This window comes from Citrobacter sp. Cpo069 (assembly GCF_030332785.1).
GTDB lineage: Bacteria > Pseudomonadota > Gammaproteobacteria > Enterobacterales > Enterobacteriaceae > Citrobacter > Citrobacter portucalensis.
In genome coordinates this window covers 406,640-425,838 of sequence record NZ_JAOWHD010000046.1, presented here as the reverse complement: position 1 = coordinate 425,838, position 19,199 = coordinate 406,640, and the positions used below count along the sequence as shown (strand labels likewise).

General features: G+C 53.0%; 16 protein-coding genes. 4 read left to right on the top strand and 12 right to left on the bottom strand.

Features of this window, described 5'->3' with window-relative positions:
* Positions 1–84 precede the first annotated feature (84 nt).
* The 4 genes from nirC to OGY08_RS11560 all read left to right on the top strand — a co-directional run bounded on the left by nirC (position 85) and on the right by OGY08_RS11560 (position 8,914).
* On the top strand, positions 85–894 hold the full coding sequence (gene nirC, locus OGY08_RS11575; RefSeq protein WP_008786308.1) for a nitrite transporter NirC: 810 nt from the start codon (positions 85–87) through the stop codon (positions 892–894).
* Positions 895–905: 11 nt separating this feature from the next.
* The gene (gene cysG, locus OGY08_RS11570) at positions 906–2,279 is read left to right on the top strand and encodes a siroheme synthase CysG (protein ID WP_008786309.1); all 1,374 of its coding nucleotides are present in this window, start codon (positions 906–908) and stop codon (positions 2,277–2,279) included.
* A gap of 319 nt (positions 2,280–2,598) precedes the next feature.
* On the top strand, positions 2,599–8,547 hold the full coding sequence (locus tag OGY08_RS11565) for a pectate lyase-fold domain-containing protein (protein ID WP_286565888.1): 5,949 nt from the start codon (positions 2,599–2,601) through the stop codon (positions 8,545–8,547).
* 196 nt (positions 8,548–8,743) lie between these two features.
* Positions 8,744–8,914, top strand: a complete 171-nt coding sequence (locus tag OGY08_RS11560) for a YhfL family protein (protein ID WP_125362819.1) — start codon at positions 8,744–8,746, stop codon at positions 8,912–8,914.
* Between the two features lie 66 nt (positions 8,915–8,980).
* Here OGY08_RS11560 and trpS read toward each other — a convergent pair whose 3' ends face one another.
* The 12 genes from trpS to OGY08_RS11500 all read right to left on the bottom strand — a co-directional run bounded on the left by trpS (position 8,981) and on the right by OGY08_RS11500 (position 19,161).
* Positions 8,981–9,985, bottom strand: a complete 1,005-nt coding sequence (gene trpS, locus OGY08_RS11555; RefSeq protein ID WP_003827687.1) for a tryptophan--tRNA ligase — start codon at positions 9,983–9,985, stop codon at positions 8,981–8,983.
* On the bottom strand, positions 9,978–10,736 hold the full coding sequence (gph, locus tag OGY08_RS11550; RefSeq protein ID WP_103284641.1) for a phosphoglycolate phosphatase: 759 nt from the start codon (positions 10,734–10,736) through the stop codon (positions 9,978–9,980). Before gph ends, trpS begins: the two co-directional genes overlap by 8 nt.
* Entirely contained in the window at positions 10,729–11,406 is a 678-nt protein-coding gene (gene rpe, locus OGY08_RS11545; protein WP_003023561.1) for a ribulose-phosphate 3-epimerase, read from the bottom strand. Before rpe ends, gph begins: the two co-directional genes overlap by 8 nt.
* 17 nt (positions 11,407–11,423) lie before the next feature.
* Entirely contained in the window at positions 11,424–12,260 is an 837-nt protein-coding gene (gene dam, locus OGY08_RS11540; RefSeq protein WP_003827684.1) for an adenine-specific DNA-methyltransferase, read from the bottom strand.
* 117 nt (positions 12,261–12,377) lie between these two features.
* Entirely contained in the window at positions 12,378–13,682 is a 1,305-nt protein-coding gene (damX, locus tag OGY08_RS11535) for a cell division protein DamX (RefSeq protein WP_071446675.1), read from the bottom strand.
* Positions 13,683–13,778: 96 nt separating this feature from the next.
* Complete coding sequence (gene aroB / locus OGY08_RS11530) at positions 13,779–14,867, bottom strand: 3-dehydroquinate synthase (protein ID WP_003827681.1); 1,089 nt, start codon at positions 14,865–14,867, stop codon at positions 13,779–13,781.
* A 57-nt stretch (positions 14,868–14,924) separates the two neighbouring features.
* Positions 14,925–15,446 (bottom strand): shikimate kinase AroK, encoded by a 522-nt coding sequence (aroK, locus tag OGY08_RS11525; RefSeq protein ID WP_003023552.1) that lies wholly within the window; start codon positions 15,444–15,446, stop codon positions 14,925–14,927.
* A 404-nt stretch (positions 15,447–15,850) separates the two neighbouring features.
* Positions 15,851–17,098 (bottom strand): DNA uptake porin HofQ, encoded by a 1,248-nt coding sequence (gene hofQ, locus OGY08_RS11520; protein ID WP_125362818.1) that lies wholly within the window; start codon positions 17,096–17,098, stop codon positions 15,851–15,853.
* Positions 17,001–17,414 carry a HofP DNA utilization family protein gene (locus OGY08_RS11515; protein ID WP_125362817.1) on the bottom strand — a complete coding sequence of 138 codons (414 nt, stop codon included), beginning with the start codon at positions 17,412–17,414 and terminating at the stop codon, positions 17,001–17,003. The genes hofQ and OGY08_RS11515 overlap by 98 nt, the downstream gene beginning before the upstream one ends.
* Positions 17,404–17,859 carry a HofO family protein gene (locus OGY08_RS11510; RefSeq protein WP_125362816.1) on the bottom strand — a complete coding sequence of 152 codons (456 nt, stop codon included), beginning with the start codon at positions 17,857–17,859 and terminating at the stop codon, positions 17,404–17,406. The genes OGY08_RS11515 and OGY08_RS11510 overlap by 11 nt, the downstream gene beginning before the upstream one ends.
* A complete protein-coding gene (locus OGY08_RS11505) occupies positions 17,843–18,382 on the bottom strand; it encodes a PilN domain-containing protein (protein WP_125362815.1) in 540 nt (179 codons plus the stop codon). The genes OGY08_RS11510 and OGY08_RS11505 overlap by 17 nt, the downstream gene beginning before the upstream one ends.
* The gene (locus OGY08_RS11500) at positions 18,379–19,161 is read right to left on the bottom strand and encodes a type IV pilus biogenesis protein PilM (RefSeq protein ID WP_125362814.1); all 783 of its coding nucleotides are present in this window, start codon (positions 19,159–19,161) and stop codon (positions 18,379–18,381) included. The genes OGY08_RS11505 and OGY08_RS11500 overlap by 4 nt, the downstream gene beginning before the upstream one ends.
* Between the last annotated feature and the right edge of the window lie 38 nt (positions 19,162–19,199).

The following is a 19,199-nucleotide window of genomic DNA, read 5'->3' as shown; positions in this document are numbered from 1 at the left end:
ATTGCCGGATGGCGGCATAAATGCCTTATCCGGCCTACGGTTACGATTTCTTTTTATTGTTTGTACTTCAAGGATAATCAACACATGTTCACAGACACTATCAATAAGTGTGCGGCTAACGCTGCGCGCATCGCACGCCTGTCGGCTAATAACCCGCTCGGATTCTGGATCAGTTCGGCAATGGCGGGAGCCTATGTGGGTCTCGGCATCATTCTTATTTTCACCCTCGGTAATCTGCTCGACCCGTCCGTTCGTCCTCTTGTGATGGGTGCAACCTTTGGTATCGCCTTAACGCTGGTCATTATTGCCGGTTCGGAACTGTTTACCGGTCACACCATGTTTCTGACACTCGGCGTCAAAGCAGGCACCATCAGCCACGGTCAGATGTGGGCAATCCTGCCAAAAACCTGGCTGGGTAACCTGGTCGGTTCCGTGTTTGTCGCTCTGCTTTACAGCTGGGGTGGCGGTAGCCTGCTGCCGGTCGATACCAGCATCGTCCATTCGGTTGCTCTGGCGAAAACGACCGCGCCTGCAATGGTTTTGTTCTTTAAAGGCGCACTGTGTAACTGGTTGGTTTGTCTGGCAATCTGGATGGCAATCCGTACCGAAGGCGCGGCAAAATTCCTCGCTATCTGGTGGTGTCTGCTGGCGTTTATCGCTTCCGGCTACGAGCACTCCGTTGCCAACATGACGCTGTTTGCCCTCTCCTGGTTCGGCCACCACAGCGAAGCCTATACCCTGTCAGGAATTGGTCATAACCTGCTGTGGGTGACACTCGGTAATACTTTGTCCGGTGTCGTATTCATGGGATTGGGTTATTGGTATGCTACGCCAAAATCGGAGCGTCCGGCTCCGGCAAAAATCAATCAGCCAGAGGCTGCTGCCAATAATTAAGGGGTAATGTCGTGGATCATTTGCCTATATTTTGTCAACTACGTGACCGCGACTGCTTGATCGTCGGCGGTGGTGATGTCGCAGAACGCAAAGCGCGGTTACTGCTGGAAGCGGGCGCCCGTTTAACGGTTAATGCGCTGGCGTTTATTCCGCAGTTCAAAGTATGGGCAGATGAAAACATGCTGACGCTGGTTGAGGGGCCGTTCGATGAGTCCCTGCTCGACACCTGCTGGTTGGCTATTGCCGCCACCGATGACGATGCCGTCAACCAAAGCGTCAGCACCGCCGCAGAATCACGTCGTATCTTCTGCAACGTGGTCGATGCGCCAAAAGCAGCCAGTTTTATCATGCCCTCCATTATCGACCGCTCACCGCTGATGGTGGCGGTCTCCTCCGGCGGGACATCGCCAGTGCTGGCCCGTCTGCTGCGTGAAAGGCTTGAATCCGTACTGCCTCAGCATCTGGGCCAGGTCGCGCAGTATGCCGGCAAGTTGCGCTCCCGAGTGAAGCAACAGTTTGCCAGCATGGGTGAACGTCGCCGCTTCTGGGAAAAATTGTTCGTGAATGACCGCCTGGCGCAGTCGTTGGCGAACAATGACCTGAAAGCCGTCGAGGAAACCACTGAGCAAATGCTCAGCGAACCGCTGGATCACCGTGGTGAAGTGGTGCTGGTTGGCGCCGGTCCTGGCGATGCCGGCCTGCTGACGCTGAAAGGGCTACAGCAGATCCAGCAAGCGGATGTCGTGGTCTATGACCGTCTGGTTTCCGACGATATCATGAACCTTGTACGCCGCGATGCAGACCGAGTGTTCGTCGGTAAACGTGCGGGCTATCACTGCGTACCGCAGGAAGAGATCAACCAGATCCTGCTGCGTGAAGCACAACAGGGCAAGCGCGTGGTACGACTGAAAGGTGGCGACCCGTTCATCTTTGGCCGCGGTGGCGAAGAGCTGGAAACGCTGTGCCATGCCGGTATCCCATTCTCTGTAGTGCCGGGTATTACCGCAGCCTCCGGTTGTTCTGCCTATTCCGGCATTCCACTGACCCATCGTGATTACGCTCAGAGCGTGCGTCTGGTTACCGGACACCTGAAAACCGGCGGTGAGCTGGACTGGGAAAACCTGGCAGCAGAGAAACAAACGCTGGTGTTCTACATGGGGCTGAACCAGGCGGCCACGATTCAGGAAAAATTGATCGAATTTGGCATGCAGCCCGATATGCCCGTCGCCCTGGTAGAAAACGGTACCTCCGTGAAACAGCGTGTCGTCAATGGCGAGCTGACTCAGCTAGGAGAGTTGGCGCAACAGGTTGAAAGCCCAGCGTTAATTATTGTTGGTCGTGTGGTAGGCCTTCGCGATAAGCTGAACTGGTTCTCAAACCATTAATTGAATGCAAATAAATGCCCTGACTCTCAGGGCATTTATTTTCTCGTTTATTATTCATGATTTATTCTCAAACCTGAATTAAGAAAGACTAAACTCATTCACCAACAAAATGAATCTGCGCTCTAATTTATAAAAAACACGTAAAATACCCTATTTATATCCGTACAACCCATAAATCTAATTCACATCCTAAATAATACATGACCATTGAGTAATTTGACGAAGCACGGTCATTCAGTGGCAAAATAATAAATTACCTCGAAATAAATTTATGCCTTCAATGGCATATTTTGTGCGTATTTATTTAAGGATGTCGATTATGCAAAGGAAAAAACTCATTGCTGTGGGTATTGCTCTTGCGTTGCAAACTTACTATCTCCCGGCGATAGCCGCAGATAGTAGCGACGATGACAATGATTGCCCTACTGATATATCCGTATTATCAAAAGCCGAACGTAACAAACTCTCCGCACGCTGCCTGGCAGATTATACAGAACAAGACAATCACTGGGGATGGGTCGCGGGTGGTGTCGCTGCGCTAACAGCTGGTGTAGCGATAGGTATCGATAACAATGGCGGCGGCCATTCCCACCATAATGATACTCCGGCAACCCCATCAGATAATGGCGATGTAACGCCCACGCCTCCTGACGACGATAGCGGCGATGTAACGCCCACACCTCCCGACGACGATGGCGGCGATGTAACGCCCACACCTCCCGACGACGATGGCGGCGATGTAACGCCCACACCTCCCGATGACGATGGCGGTGATGTAACGCCCACGCCTCCCGACGACGATGGCGGCGATGTAACACCTACACCACCTGATGATACCTCTGTTATTACCTTCAGTAACGGCGTCACCATCGATAAAGGCCTGAACACACTGACATTTGACGGCATCAAGCTGGATAGCGGCACGGACCTCGGCGGCGCCGTATGGAATTACGTCGAACAGGATGATCGGTGGCAGATCGCATTACAAGACGGTAAAACGCTGCTGGTTTCCGACTGGAAAGTGACCGATGAGAATGCCGCCGTCATTGAAGGTACGGTACAAGGAAGCGGCCTGTACTGGAAATATGACAACCAGGGATACCTGATCGTTGCCGATGACCAGACAACCGTCGTCGCTGGCGATGACGCTTCAAATACTGCCGATCGCGGGGTTGATACCCGTGGTGAAGGTAAAACTGGCGTCATCATCTCCGGCGATCGGACAAGCAACGCGTTAAGCGGTGATTCCTCCGTCAGCGATGGTGCGGTCGGCATCGTCATTACCGGTGACAACACCACCAATACGATTTCAGGACAAAGCACCGTCGACGGCGCAACCGGCGCGCTGATTTCAGGTAACGGCACCACCACCCGCATTTCCGGTGGCATTGACGTCACAGGTGGCGGCACCGGCATGGTGATCGATGGCAACGAAACCACGGTGGCGAATACCGGCACCTCTAACATCAGCGGTCAAGGTTCAACCGGCTCCATCGTCAATGGCGACAACTCGCACGTTATCAACGATGGTGAACTCTATGTGGCCGACGGCGCTACCGGGGCAAAGATTACCGGTGATGATGTCCTCATCGACAATAAAGGCGATACCACCGCCAGCGGCGCAGGTTCTACCGGGCTATTTATTGACGGCGACAACGCAACCATTAACAGCGAAGGGAAGCAGGATATTTCCGGCGGCGCAACGGGCATCCTGATTAACGGCAACAGCGCCACCTTCGATAATATCGGCACCACCGATGTCAGCGGCGCAGGCTCTATCGGTATCAGCATCACCGGCGACAAAACGCGCATTACTAACGATGGCGAACTAAACGTTACCGACGGCGCGACCGGAGCCAAAATGACCGGTGATGGTGCGGTGATTGATAACACCGGCGACTCAACGGTATCCGGCGCGGGGTCTACCGGACTGTACATTGCAGGTAATAAGGCGCTGGTTATTGGCGAAGGAGATCAAACCATTGCGCAGGGCGCAACGGGTACCGTCATTGCGGGCGATAATTCCCGAATCGCGAATACGGGTGATATCACCGTGGATGGCGCGGGCTCGATCGCTGCAGTCATTGATGGAAATAATAATAGCCTGACTCAGGCAGGTGACATACTAGTCACCAACGGCGCGACGGGTATCGTCACTGACGGGTCGGGTAACGAAATCAAAAACACCGGCAACGCGACCGTGCGCGATGCAAACTCCGTGGGTTTTGTGATCGATGGTGAAAGAAATGTCTTTAATAATAAAGGGAATATCGACGTCAGCCTGAATGGTACTGGCGCAAAAATGAGTGGCGACTCGTCACAGGCGACGCTGGATGGTGATATCAATGTGACCGCTGTCGAGGACAGCAACGGCCTATACCGTGGTGCACAGGGCCTCGATATGGCGGGTGATAACAATACGCTGAATATTACCGGCAACGTCACAATCAGCGGTGACTATGACGCAGATAGCCAGATGGCCAGCAACAGCGATACCCTCCAGGGAATCACCGTCAGCGGCACGAACAATCAGGTGGATCTAACCGGCTCGCTTAACATCAATGTTAGCGATGTGAGCACGGTAAGTGGACAGTGGCTGGATACATACGGCCTCACGGTCAAAGGTGATGGCAATACCGTCAATCTGATGGGCGGTATTGATATCAACTACGCCGAAAATGGCGATGGCGAAGTATCGTCTGTTACAGGCATAAATATAGACGGAGCTAGCAGTGTCACATTAAGCGGTGAGTCCACATTGAATATCACCACCCTCCCCGGCGGCTCAGTGACACTGGCCAATGTACAAAACGGCGGCAGCTTAACGTTAGACCAAAACTCTGTAATTAAAATCACAGAAACAGTTTTGCCCAGTGAGCATTACACCTACAACGCAATATTAACCGCAAAAGGCCAGGGTTCATCGATCGATAATCAGGGAGCCATCGTTGATGACGGCGCTGTCGCCCTATTATTCGCCCGCAGCGGCGCACAGGCAAAAAACAGTGGCGATATTAGCGCCTATGCCACAAGCGGTCATGACAACCGTAATGCAATCACTGCGGCTACCGATCAAGGATCGATAGTTAGCAACGCAGCGGGAGGATCAATCACGCTGGTATCGTCACTAACCCCTGGCAGCGATGGAGGAATAGGAACCTTCCCGCTGATTTGGTACAGCAATACGCTGTACGCCATGCTGGCGGAAAACTACGGCGAAGTGAGCAACGAGGCAGGCGCCACAATAAATCTCCAGGGGGCGGGGGTCTATGGCGTATCCGCCAGTAAAGGGACGGCCCTCAATGCCGGAGATATTTACCTGGACGGCTTCGTCCCGACGCTGAACGACGATAATACCGTCGCCAGCAAAAGCTACTGGTCACCATCACAACTCTATCTGACCAGCTCGGCAATGGTGGCAGGCACCACCGACGGTGGTTATGGCGATGCAACCGCCACCAATACAGGCACCATTACCGTCAATAATGCGGGCTTCGGTATGATGGCACTTAACGGCGGCACAGCCATTAACCAGGGCACTATTAACCTGACCGCCGATGCAGGCGTCACCAAAACCGATGATAACCAACTGGTGGGCATGGCGGCGCTGAATGGTGGCATCGTGATTAACGACACCACAGGGACCATCAATATTGATGCCAATTACGGCAAGCCTTTCCTGACTGACAGCAAAAGTACCGTGGTTAACTACGGTACGGTCTGTTATGACAGCAACTGCCAGGGCAGCGACGACTACAACCCAACCGACAGCAACGTTTCCCTTACTTTTGCTGATGGCGATGTCATTACCGCCGCAGGCGAAACGCTTACCGGCGAAACCATCATTACCAATCCGATAGCAACGGAAACCGTACACATTAGCAACGCGGGCACCGTCAGCGGCGGCAAGGTCATCGTTAAAAATTACGGCGATTTAACCAATGCCGACACCGGCAGCATCAGCAGCGTCAGTATTGCAACAGGCGGCACCTATACCAACGAAGGTACAACAGCGGCAGTCTCCGTTGACGGCGGTATCTTCAACAATACAGGCACCGTGACCGGGAAAACCGGCACCACCGTCGCAGGTTCCATTATCAACAACAGCGGGTCCATGAACACGGTTGAGCAATGGTCCAGCACCATGAACAATACCGGCATCGTGACGGACTGGACCGGCGCATCGGGTGGTGCGGTACTGAACAACAACGCTGGCGGCGAAGTCGATAAACTCAAATTTACCGCTGCCGCAACCGTCAATAACGCGGGTGCCATTAATAACGGCACCGTCGATAAAAACGGTACGCTCAATAATCTTGAAGGCGGCGTGATGACGCTGGCAGATAACGCCCTGTGGTCCGGTGCCTTCAATAACTGGGGGACAGTGAACAGCGATGCCGATATCGCCACCGGCGGGAGCGGGCACACGCTGTACAACGGCAGCACTGGCGTCATTAACGGGCAGGTCACTACCTCGAAAAATAATGGCGGCAGTAAAGCCATTAACGACGGCACCATCAACATTGATAAAACTAACAATGTGGCGATGTCCGCGCACGGCAGCGCGAAGATGGTCAATAATGGCACTATCAATGTAGGTACAGTAGGCACCACGCAAACCGGCATGGTCGGGATGCAACTGGAATCAGATGCCAAATCCGATGCGGTGATCGAAAATAACGGCACCATCAATATTTACGCCAGCAACTCCTACGCCTTCAGCCAGTTGGGCAGTAACGGCCATATCGTCAACAACGGCACGGTCTACATTGATGACAACGTGACTGGCTCCGGCTTTATCAAGCAGGATGGTAAAACCATTGAAGGCAGCGGCGAAAACGGTGATGGTACGGAAGTGCATTATGTTGACTTCACGGCCCCCACGGAACCTGCTATTACCGATGGCACGACAACCGTTACCACCAGCGACAGTGCAGATTCATCGGCCACCAACAACCTGTCGGGCTATGTGGTCGGAACCAGCGCTGATGGCAGCGCCGGTAAGTTGATGGTCAGCAATGCCAGCATGAACGGCGTGGAGATTAACACCGGTTTTACCGCAGGTACTGCCGACACCACCGTCAGCTTTGACAACGTGGTCGAGGGCAGCAACCTGTCCGACGCAGGTGCCATTCAGTCCACCTCCGTGGTGTGGAATGCACAGGGCAGCACCGATGCCAGCGGCAACGTTGACGTCACCATGACCAAAAACGCCTATGCCGATGTGGCGACCGATAGTTCCGTCAGTGACGTGGCGCAGGCGCTCGACGCCGGTTACACCAACAACGAGCTGTACACCAGCCTCAACGTTGGCTCCACCGCTGAACTGAACAACGCGCTTAAGCAGGTGAGCGGCAGTCAGGCAATCACCGCATTCCGTGAAGCCCGCGTGCTAAGCAACCGCTTTACCATGCTGGCCGATGCCGCGCCGCAAATTAAAGATGACCTGGCGTTCAACGTCGTAGCGAAAGGCGACCCGCGCGCTGAGTTGGGCAACGATACCCAGTACGACATGCTGGCATTACGTCAGTCGTTGGATCTCACCGCCAGCCAGAATCTGACGCTGGAGTATGGTATCGCGCGCCTGGACGGTGACGGTTCGAAGACCGCGGGCGACAATGGCCTGACCGGCGGCTACAGCCAGTTCTTTGGTCTGAAGCACAGCATGGCGTTTGATGAAGGTCTGGCGTGGAAGAACAGCCTGCGTTATGACGTACACAACCTCGACAGCAGCCGTTCTGTCTCTTATGGCGACACCAACAAGGTGGCGGATTCCAACGCACGTCAGCAGTATCTTGAGTTCCGCAGCGAAGGGGCGAAAACCTTCACCATGCTCAACGATACGTTGAAAGTCACGCCGTACGCCGGGGTGAAATTCCGTCATACGCTGGAAGGCAGCTATAAAGAGCGTAGTGCGGGTGATTTCAACCTGTCGATGAACTCTGGCAGCGAAACCGCTGTGGATTCCATTGTCGGAATGAAGTTCGACTATACCGGTGAAAATGGCTGGAGCGCCAGCGCCACGCTGGAAGGCGGTCCGAACCTGAGCTACAGCAAGAGCCAGCGTACTGCGTCACTGCAAGGTGCCGCAGGCCAGTCCTTTGGCGTAGACGACGACCAAAAAGGCGGAGGCGTCAACGGCCTGGCGACGGTCGGCGTGAAATACAGCGCCGAAGACGCCAGCCTGAATCTGGACGCTTACCAGTGGAAAGAGGACAACATCAGCGATAAAGGCTTTATGTTGAATTTCAGAAAAACATTTCGCTAATTAATTAAATCCGCAGCCTGGTATTATTTATTAATACCAGGCTTTTTTATTTAAATTCAATTCACTAATCGTATGTTTTATATATAAATCGACATGTCCTTTTCTGGACTACTTAAATTTTATGTTAGTTGATATCTTATCCGGCGAAAAATGGACTTCATCCATTTATAAATAGATATCTAACAAGGATTTTGACATGTTTAAATTTGCAAAAATCACCTTAGTTGCTGGTGTTCTGGCTACGCTGACCGCGTGCACTGGTCATATCGAAAACACAAAAAATAACTGCAGCTACAATTATTTCCTGCATCCAGCAATTTCGATTTCAAAAATTATTGGTGGCTGTGGCCCGGCTGCGAATCAGTAATAGAAGCGATTGCGCAGATACAAAAAAACCGGGAACTTCCCGGTTTTTTTAACAACACAGAGCGCATTACGGCTTGGCGACAAAACCAATCGCTTCGTAAACGGCTTTCAGCGTAACAGATGCGCGGGCGCTGGCTTTTTCCGCACCTTCTTTCATCACTTTCTGCAGGAAAGCTTCATCGTTACGGAAACGGTGATAGCGTTCCTGAAGCTCGGTCAGCATACCGGAAACGGCCTCTGCGACTTCACCTTTCAGATGACCATACATTTTGCCTTCGAAGTGCTGTTCCAGCTCCGGAATGCTCTTACCGGTGACGGCGGAGAGAATATCCAGCAGGTTGGAAACACCCGCTTTGTTCTGCACGTCGTAGCGTACAACCGGCGGCTCTTCGGAGTCGGTCATCGCACGTTTGATTTTTTTAACCACAGATTTCGGATCTTCCAGCAGACCGATCACGTTGTTACGGTTGTCATCCGACTTGGACATTTTCTTCGTCGGCTCCAGCAGCGACATCACGCGCGCGCCGGATTTAGGAATGAACGGCTCAGGCACTTTGAAGATGTCGCCATACAGGGCATTAAAGCGCTGGGCGATATCGCGGCTCAGTTCCAGATGCTGTTTCTGATCTTCGCCAACCGGTACCTGGTTGGTCTGATACAACAGGATGTCTGCCGCCATCAGTACCGGATAATCAAACAGACCGGCGTTGATGTTCTCCGCATAGCGCGCGGATTTGTCTTTGAACTGGGTCATACGGCTCAGTTCGCCGAAGTAGGTGTAGCAGTTCAGCGCCCAACCTAACTGTGCATGCTCCGGTACGTGAGACTGCACGAAAATGGTGCTTTTTTCAGGATCGATACCGCATGCCAGATACAGCGCCAGCGTATCGAGCGTTGCTTTACGCAGCTGCTGAGCATCCTGACGAACGGTGATGGCATGTTGGTCAACGATGCAGTAGATGCAATGGTAGTCATCCTGCATGCTCACCCACTGACGCAGCGCACCCATATAGTTGCCAATGGTCAATTCACCTGAGGGCTGTGCGCCACTAAAAACGATGGGCTTAGTCATTTTTTGATTCCTGATTTTCGCTATGCGGAAGCCCGAGAGCGGGCAGTAGTTCATTAATACGGTCGTAAATAACGTCGGGCTGACTCAGCGCGATCGACTCGCCGTAGTTGTAGCCATAGGTCAGGCCAACGGACGGACAGCCAGCAGCTTTTGCCGCCTGAATATCATTGCGTGAATCCCCTACGAAGAGCATTTGCTCAGGCTTGATGCCAAGCTTACTTGCCACCAGCAGCAGCGGATCCGGATGCGGTTTTTTATTCTGCACGTCGTCACCACCGATGACCACGCTAAAGTACCTGGCGATATCTAATGCTTCGAGCAATGGCGCGACAAACGGGGTCGGTTTGTTGGTCACCAGACCCAGCGGCAATCCTTTCGCATGCAGCGCGCCCAGCGTGTCGGCAACATCAGGGAACAGGAATGTCCCCTCTTCTGCGACATCGCCGTAGTATCTGTCGAACAGCTTACGCAAAATACGTACCTGCTCCTCGGCGGGAATATCATCATCAACGGGCGGTTTACCCATCGTTTTACGTAATGTTGCGCGCTCCTGACGGGACCACGCCAGCGCGCGCTCCATCAGTACATCTGCACCGTTACCAATCCAGGTGATAACGCGTTCTTCTCCGGCAACCGGCAGTTCCAGCGCATACAGCGCCATGTCCACCGCTGCGGCTAATCCCGGCGCACTGTCGACCAGCGTGCCGTCGAGGTCAAATGCAGCGCCCCGAATATCCTGAAACTTATCCATGACTTACCTTCGCCAGTTCATTGCGCATTTCATCAATGACTTTTTTGTAGTCTGGTTGGTCGAAAATGGCGGAGCCTGCAACAAACATATCTGCGCCTGCCGCGGCAATTTCACCAATGTTATTCACTTTGACGCCACCGTCCACTTCGAGGCGGATATCGTAGCCAGATTCATCAATACGACGACGCACTTCGCGCAGCTTATCCAGCGTTTGTGGGATGAAGGACTGTCCGCCAAAGCCTGGGTTAACGGACATCAGCAGGATCACATCGAGCTTATCCATGACGTAGTCCAGATAGCTCAGCGGTGTTGCCGGGTTGAACACCAGGCCCGCTTTACAGCCATGCTCTTTGATCAGCTGTAAAGTGCGATCGACATGCTCGGAGGCTTCCGGATGAAAAGTAATGATGCTGGCGCCAGCGGCGGCGAAGTCCGGGACAATCCGATCGACCGGTTTCACCATCAGGTGAACATCAATCGGGGCGGTGATGCCATATTTACGCAGCGATTTCAGTACCATCGGTCCGATGGTCAGGTTCGGTACATAGTGATTGTCCATGACGTCGAAGTGCACGACATCGGCACCGGCAGTCAGCGCTCTCGCGGTGTCCTCACCCAGGCGGGCAAAATCAGCCGACAGAATTGAGGGGGCGATCAAATACTGTTTCATCCGCTTCTCCTTGAGATTTATTTCTTCGCAGGCGTTACGACTCCTGGTTTATACAGTGCCAGCAGTTCGTTCACCTTTTTACGCGTGCCGCCATTGCTGCTTATGCTGCGCCGCACTTTGACCTGAAAATGTTTCGCCGCTCGGTACCATTCACGGGTATCGGGCGTATCGTGGTTCGAAATTAACACCGGGATCTGCTTACTGACCAGCTTTTCTGCCATCTCGGCCAAATGCGCCTGCTCTTTCGGGCTAAAGCTGTTGGTGTGATACGCAGTGAAATTTGCCGTCGCCGAAAGCGGTGCATAAGGCGGGTCACAATAGACCACAGAGTTGCTATCCGCACGGTTCATGCACTCTTCATAGGAGAGGCAATGGAACTCCGCATTCTGCGCTTTCTCAGCAAAATGGTACAACTCAGCTTCCGGGAAGTAAGGTTTTTTATAACGCCCAAACGGGACGTTAAACTCGCCGCGCAGGTTATAACGGCACAATCCGTTGTAACCAAAGCGGTTCAGATACAAGAACAGCACTGCTCTGCGGAACGGATCCTCGCTGGCATTAAATTCTTCTCTGAACCGATAGTACACCTCAGCCTGATTGGTTTCAGGCATAAACAGCTCACGCGAAGCCTGCACATACTCATCGGTACGCGTCTTCACGATGTTATAGAGACTGATAAGGTCGCTGTTGATATCGGCAAGAATATAACGAGAAAAGTCGGTGTTGAGAAACACCGACCCGGCACCCACGAAAGGTTCAATCAGGCACTCACCCTGAGGTAAATGCCGTTTGATATCATCAAGCAGGGGGTATTTCCCCCCTGCCCATTTCAAAAAAGCGCGATTTTTTTTCATGCTGACTAACTAATTACACCTTCTCCGGCTGTGGAGAAAGCTCCGACAGCATCCTGCGCTTTAGTCTTTGTCCCGCAATTGGGCGAAACATCAAACCATTGCAGAACATATCCTATCTTACTTCAAATCGGCCTGAACCTGATGCAGCGGTTTTGCCCACGGGTTTTTCGCCTGAATATCAGCGGGTAACGTAGACACTGCACGCTTCGCATCTTCTTTAGACGCATACACGCCTGTCACCAGAACATACCACGGTTGACCGTTACGCGTCGTCTGGTACACCACGTAGTTCTTCAGGTTTTCTTTCTTCGCCCAACCGTTCAGGTTGTCGTAGTTAGAAGAACTGCTGAGCTGCAGCGTGTAATGGCTGGACGGCGCAGATTTTAACGCTCCAACATTACCTGCACTTTTCGCTCCGCCAGCAACAGGCGTTGTCGTTGTTGCTGTCGCCGTTGGCGCAGGCGTTGCGGTCTGCGTTGGCGTCGCAGTTGCTTTCGGCTCAGCGGTCGCTTTCGGCGTAGCGGTTACCACAGGTGCTTTAGTTGTGGTGGTCGGCGCGGTAGCAGTTACGGTTGGTTTTGCCTGAGCAACAGGTTTCGGCTCTGTCGGCGTCGCTTTCACCGTAGTTTGCGGTTTGCTCTTCGGCTCAATAACGGCCTGTTTACGTTCCTGGCGCGTAGCAGCAGGACGCTCAGTCGTTTCCGTTTTCGCCGTCTGGCGCGCAGCATTACCATTACGCATCGGCGCAACGGTCGCAGGTTCGGTCGGCAGCGTAGAGTTAACCACGGCGTTGTTAACCTGCTCCTGACCCTGCGGTTGTGTCAGAGCATTGTTCAAATCGCCCTGCACTTCAACACGCTGCTGGCCTTCGGTTGCCGCAGGTGCCTGACCTTGAGTCGGGGTAGAGGAAATCGGTGGCAGGGAAACATCCTGCTGAGTATTGCCAGCGGTCTGCTCAGTGCCCGTTGCAGGAGCCGTTGCGCTCGCCTGATCCGTTGCATTGCTGCCAGAAAGATCGATGCTCTTCTCACCAGATGCTGCCTGCTCATTGGAAGAAGATGAGGGGGCTTTCAGCGCAGAACCAATGCCGATAATCAGCAGCAGCAGTACCAGAACACCCACACCCATCATCATATATTGGCGGGAGGCAGGTTTGCTGGCGGCTTTCTTACGCTTGCGCGGACGACGTTCTACACGCTCTTCATCCACGGCATCGTCATCAGATTCATACTCTTCTTCAATGTCCTGCTCTTCTTCACGCTCTTTGCGTGCACGTGCAGGACGGCGATCGTCAGCATCCAGATCAACATCATCAAAATTGATTTGCGGCTCATTATCGCGTTCAGACGATTGACGAGAACGACCAGTACGACGATCGCTGGGATCGGGTTTCAGCTCGTCTTCTGGTTTGAATTCATCCATTTAACACCCCACTCAAAGGTTAATGCTTACGACTTTGCACATAACCTGAAGCTAAAAGACCTACGTTTCGCAACGTAAGCCTGACCTTTCTTGTTGTTACGCCTGCTGGCAATCAGCAATAGCGTTAAGAACCACCTCGTGCGACACTCCGCCGCGCACTTCACTCTTCCCTATCGCTCGCGGAAGCACCAAACGAATCTCTCCCGCTAACACTTTTTTATCTCGCAGCATGTGCGGCAGATAAGCCTCGGTGGACATTTCACGCGGCCCATTCACCGGTAAGCCAGCTCGCTGTAACAGCGTAATGATTCGCTGCGTATCAGCGGAGGTGAACTGACCCAAACGTTCTGACGTACGGGCAGCCATTACCATACCTGCTGCGACTGCTTCACCATGTAACCAATTGCCATAACCCATTTCAGCTTCGATCGCATGGCCAAACGTGTGTCCCAGATTCAGTAAAGCACGTAAGCCCATTTCACGCTCGTCTGCTGCGACAACTTCTGCTTTCAGCTCACAACAACGACGGATACAGTACGCCATTGCCGGACCATCCAGACGCAGTAACGCATCCAGATTGTCTTCCAGCCAGCTGAAAAATTCGCCGTCAAGAATGATGCCGTATTTGATCACTTCCGCCAGCCCCGATGCCAGCTCACGCGCAGGAAGCGTTTTCAGACAATCGAGATCCACCACCACGGAGGCCGGTTGGTAAAACGCGCCAATCATGTTTTTACCGAGGGGATGGTTTACGGCGGTTTTGCCGCCAACGGAGGAGTCGACCTGCGACAACAGAGTTGTCGGGACTTGAATAAAACGAACACCACGTTGATAGCTGGCTGCCGCAAAACCGGTCAGATCGCCAATCACGCCGCCGCCAAGGGCAACTAACGTGGTATCACGACCGTGCGGTTTTTGCAGTAACGCGGTGAAAACCGTATCCAGAACCGTCAGGCTTTTATACTGCTCGCCATCGGGAAGGATAACGCTATCAACGTTAACACCCGCCTGTTCAAGTACGCCGCGAACCTTATCGAGATAAAGGGGAGCCAGGGTTTCGTTGGTCACCAACATAACCTGATCGCCCGATTTCAGCGGTAAGAATGAAGCTGGCTCATTGAACAAACCAGCCGCGATGGTGATAGGGTAACTACGTTCCCCGAGAGTGACTGTGATCCTCTCCATTACGCGACATCCACCTTAGTTACTTGTACCCGCAGACGAGTGTGTATTCAGCCAGAATTAGTTGCTTTCCAACATATGAATAATCTGGTTTGCTACGACTTTTGCGCTCTGATCGTCGGTGCGAATGGTCACGTCAGCAATCTCTTCGTACAGAGGATTGCGTTCGTCAGCCAACGCTTCCAGAACTTCACGAGGCGGTGATTCTACCTGCAGCAGCGGGCGTTTCTTGTCACGTTGAGTACGTGCAAGTTGTTTTTCAATTGTCGTTTCAAGATAGACCACGACGCCACGCGCGGAAAGACGGTTACGTGTTTCACGTGATTTTACAGAGCCACCGCCAGTTGCCAGCACAATACCCTGTTTTTCCGTCAACTCGTTGATGACTTTTTCTTCGCGATCACGGAAGCCGTCTTCACCTTCTACATCGAAGACCCAGCCCACATCAGCTCCGGTTCGTTTCTCAATCTCTTGATCAGAATCGTAAAATTCCATATTGAGTTGTTGAGCTAACTGGCGCCCAATAGTGCTTTTTCCGGCACCCATAGGCCCAACCAGAAAGATATTGCGTTTCTCTGCCATTTTTTCGGTACTACTAAGACTATTCGTTAATGGTAAACCCGCTTCGCAGACACCCAGCGCAGCAGGACATGAACTGAAACCTCATAAGATATTGCGAGAGTCAGACTGAAAATTATCTCAATACTCAAGCGGGTTTGGCAACTGAATAAATCACCAAACCTAACGCATTTCTGGTCGTGGCAGGCATGCTACCCTGCAAACATCAGACCTGGCGACGTATCGCGCAGTCAAATGACACCCAATAAGCCTATGGCACACCACCGGAAAGGCAAAGCGTATTCACTGCCGCATAAGTAAAGAAAAGTACCGACGCTCAAATCGGTACTCCTTGTATGCTAAATACACCCTCACGTCAAATCCCTGAAACGTGTTCAGTGCAAAAACAACGGCTTTTCATGCATAAGTTATTCCGTTGAAACCAGTCTGGGCGTAATAAAGACCACTAATTCGCGCCGTTCGTCTTCTTTACCATCATGGCGAAAAAGAGAGCCAAGCCAGGGAATGTCGCCTAATAGCGGCACGCTGTCGGCTGCGGATTTATTCTTATGTGAAAAAATCCCGCCAAGCGCAATCGTCTCGCCGCTTTTTACCTCGACCTGAGTTTCAATCTCCTGCTTGTCGATAGCCAGCACTTCGCCATCTGCCTGCTGTAGAACCTGTCCGGGAACATTCTGGCTGATATGCAGTTTCAGCCTGATTCTCCCTTTCTGCAACACCGTTGGTGTTACCTCCATCCCCAGTACCGCTTCCTTGAACTCGACGGATGTCGCACCGCTTTCACCGCTGGAGACCTGATAAGGGATCTCACTGCCCTGCTTAATACTGGCAGGTTGCAGGTGAGATGCCAGTAATCGTGGGCTGGCGATGATATCCAACTGCTGTTTTTGCTCTAGCGCAGACAACTCCAGTTCCAGTAAACGACCGTTAATGCGGCCAATATTAAATCCCACACGGGATGTGGCGGTGGCTACAGAAAGGTCGCTGGCGAGCGTCGTGACATTCCCAACCGCCCCCGATTGTTGTGCGTCAGCCAGCGACCACTTCACCCCCAGCTCGCGCAAACTTTTTTCATTAATAGTCACGATATGCGCCGCCAGTTCGACCTGGGCAACCGGAAAATCCATTTCCGATACCCACTTTTCCAGGGTGTTAAGCGCAACGCTATTATCACGCAGCAGTAAGCGGTTGGTCCGTTTATCCACCGTCATGCTTCCTTTGGCACTGAGCAGCTTTTCTCCTGCTTTTGCCAGCTCGGCAGCATCGGCATAGTGCAAAATAATGCTGCGCTGCTCCAGCGGCATACTGGCCTGAATCCGCGCCTGTTCATTGTCCTGGCGGGCCGCATTTTCACTCTGCCATTGAACAGAATGTACATGCAGGATGTTTCCCTCCTGGCGTAATACCAGTCCGGCACTTTTTACCACCGTCTGCAATGCCTGCTTCCAGGGGACATCCGTCAAATGCAGCGACAGCACACCGCTGACATCTGGCGAAACTACCAGGTTTTTCTGTTCCTGTTCAGCCAGCGCCTGCAATACTTGCGTAACCGGCACATCATCGACCACCAGCGTCACGTTTTGCGGTTTCGTCGCCAGTGCGCTCGTTATCCCGACCGCCAGCGCTATTACTATCCACGCTATCCATCGCTTCATTTACCGCTCCTTGTCGTTGCCACTGCCACCGCGGCGGTTCGCAGTTTTTTTCTGTGCCGAGGGTTATGTTCTGGGCCGTTATCTGCGTAATCGTCCAACCGTTTTTCAGGACGTCATTTGGCTTAACCCGCCGCCATTTTTTCTGGCTATCCTGAACGATGCCAATGGGTCGCGTGCCCTGGCTCACCATGCCCTGAAAACGCCATGTCGACAGCTCAGCAATTTGGCAGAGGTCCTCCGGCGGCAGGAAGGGATTACGCATACCGGTGAGCATCAGTACGCTCATACATGCCAACAGCCAGCGTTCAACCGTCATTCAGGCGCTCCAGCTGTAGCGTTAGCAGCAGCTCCGTGTCTTCTGCGCTAAGCGAAAATCGGCTGACGTTCATCCCCTGATCCGCCAACTGGACAAACGTCTGCGGGATAGCATCCCAGGCCGATATCAGCGCCATCTCTCCGCCTTGCGCAGAGGGTTGCCAGTGGATAAGACGAGTAAGTGAAGTCTGAAACAGTAGTGGAGAGAACAGGGTCAGTTTCTCTTCCGGCTCTGCTGGTGATGCCGCCAGCAGATAGACATCTCGCCATTGCATCTGAATAGCTGCACGTTGCTGGACCAGCGTCTCGCGTTGCATCGTCCGCTCCCGCGCTACGGGATAAAGACATAACGTCACCAGTATGAGTAGCCCCAACATCCAGCCGCACCAGCAGATGAGTCGAAAGCGCGGCGACTGCGCTAACCAGGCATCACAGAGCGTTATCATGCGCACCGCTCCGTGTCAGTCGATAGTGGAATTGCCAGCGTCCCTGCGCATCCTGCTGCGTTTCACCGGGGCAGCTCAACTGAAACAATGGTTGCTGGCGTAATTGCGCTTCCAGCGCCTTCAGCGCGGCAAAGTTCAGCGTGTTTCCCGTCAGTTCCAGCGTGTCCTGTTGCCAGGTCATTTTTGTTAACCACGCCTGCTCAGGCAGTAATTCCGCCAGCTCTTGCAAAACCGACTGCCAGCTTCGGGTCTGCTCACGCTGTTTGTTCCGTGCCTGCACCTGTTGCCATCGTTGCTGGCGCTGCTGCATACGCGGCTTTAGCGCCATTAAGGCCTCGACACGTGTCTTTTCGGCATCTGCCAGCAACAATTCAGCCCGATTTTCTACACTCAACACGCTGTAATAGCGCAACAACACGCCAATACTAAGCAGTAGCGAAGCGCTAAATAAGATGCCCCAGAAGCGCAGGCAAGCGTAACGCCGAGTCTGACGCCAGGGCAGAAGATTAATGGTCGCTATCATCGGTACGCGCCTCCCATAGCGAGTCCCAGCGCAATGGCGAAGTGATGACTTTGCGTTGGAATGGGCGGCTGGCGTACAGACAAGGCGCTCAAAGGATCGAAGCCGCCAGGGGAGCATTGCGCAATGGCTGTCGTGGGCAGAGATAATGTCGTGGCAAGCTCATCGATACTGCCAATATCGCCCGTTGATTTACGTCCCCATGCCGAACGGGTCGCCCATAACCACTGGGCGTCATCACGCCATACCAGACACTGCTGATGCTCTGGCAAGAAGGGAATAAATCGCTGTAACGCGCTGGCATCCGGTGTAATCGCCGTAACCTGCACCTTCAGGGTTTGGATAAGCGTCAGAAGCGCTGAAATCTCTTTGCTTTGCGCAGCAGTGACGTTAAACGCCGGGCTCAACGTGTCTTCGCTATAATCAAAATGCAGCGCATCCGGCGCCATATCCAGTTCACGCGCCATCGAACCAGACAACCATGCGGTTTGCTCTGGCTCGCGTAACGTCATTGTCGGACGAGGAAACTTTTTTTGTAACGTCCTGTTGGCGGGAAAAGAGAGATGAATATGGTGTCGGCGAGGAAGCTCCCGGCTCCACGGCAGCAGCGCGGCGACCAGCTGTTCAGGCTCGCGAATGTGGCCATCGACGATAGCCTGAGGCGTCAGCGGTATACGCCACCAGCGTTGCAGATACCAACCTGATGCTTCGCGAACGATAGCGACAGCCAGCGCTTCATGTTGCTGAATATGCAGACCAATTTTCCAGATATTGAAAGCCATTGCTGATGATCTCCTTATCACCCGTCGCTTTAACGGGT

Bases quoted from the DNA above. Each gene is read 5' to 3' on its own strand.
- OGY08_RS11565 (WP_286565888.1), top strand. From the start codon at position 2,599: ATGCAAAGGAAAAAACTCATTGCTGTGGGTATTGCTCTTGCGTTGCAA.
- hofQ (WP_125362818.1), bottom strand. From the start codon at position 17,098: ATGAAGCGATGGATAGCGTGGATAGTAATAGCGCTGGCGGTCGGGATA.
- rpe (WP_003023561.1), bottom strand. From the start codon at position 11,406: ATGAAACAGTATTTGATCGCCCCCTCAATTCTGTCGGCTGATTTTGCC.
- OGY08_RS11505 (WP_125362815.1), bottom strand. From the start codon at position 18,382: ATGATAGCGACCATTAATCTTCTGCCCTGGCGTCAGACTCGGCGTTAC.
- aroB (WP_003827681.1), bottom strand. From the start codon at position 14,867: ATGGAGAGGATCACAGTCACTCTCGGGGAACGTAGTTACCCTATCACC.
- OGY08_RS11510 (WP_125362816.1), bottom strand. From the start codon at position 17,859: ATGATAACGCTCTGTGATGCCTGGTTAGCGCAGTCGCCGCGCTTTCGA.
- dam (WP_003827684.1), bottom strand. From the start codon at position 12,260: ATGAAAAAAAATCGCGCTTTTTTGAAATGGGCAGGGGGGAAATACCCC.
- gph (WP_103284641.1), bottom strand. From the start codon at position 10,736: ATGGATAAGTTTCAGGATATTCGGGGCGCTGCATTTGACCTCGACGGC.
- aroK (WP_003023552.1), bottom strand. From the start codon at position 15,446: ATGGCAGAGAAACGCAATATCTTTCTGGTTGGGCCTATGGGTGCCGGA.
- damX (WP_071446675.1), bottom strand. From the start codon at position 13,682: ATGGATGAATTCAAACCAGAAGACGAGCTGAAACCCGATCCCAGCGAT.
- nirC (WP_008786308.1), top strand. From the start codon at position 85: ATGTTCACAGACACTATCAATAAGTGTGCGGCTAACGCTGCGCGCATC.
- OGY08_RS11560 (WP_125362819.1), top strand. From the start codon at position 8,744: ATGTTTAAATTTGCAAAAATCACCTTAGTTGCTGGTGTTCTGGCTACG.
- trpS (WP_003827687.1), bottom strand. From the start codon at position 9,985: ATGACTAAGCCCATCGTTTTTAGTGGCGCACAGCCCTCAGGTGAATTG.
- OGY08_RS11515 (WP_125362817.1), bottom strand. From the start codon at position 17,414: ATGACGGTTGAACGCTGGCTGTTGGCATGTATGAGCGTACTGATGCTC.
- OGY08_RS11500 (WP_125362814.1), bottom strand. From the start codon at position 19,161: ATGGCTTTCAATATCTGGAAAATTGGTCTGCATATTCAGCAACATGAA.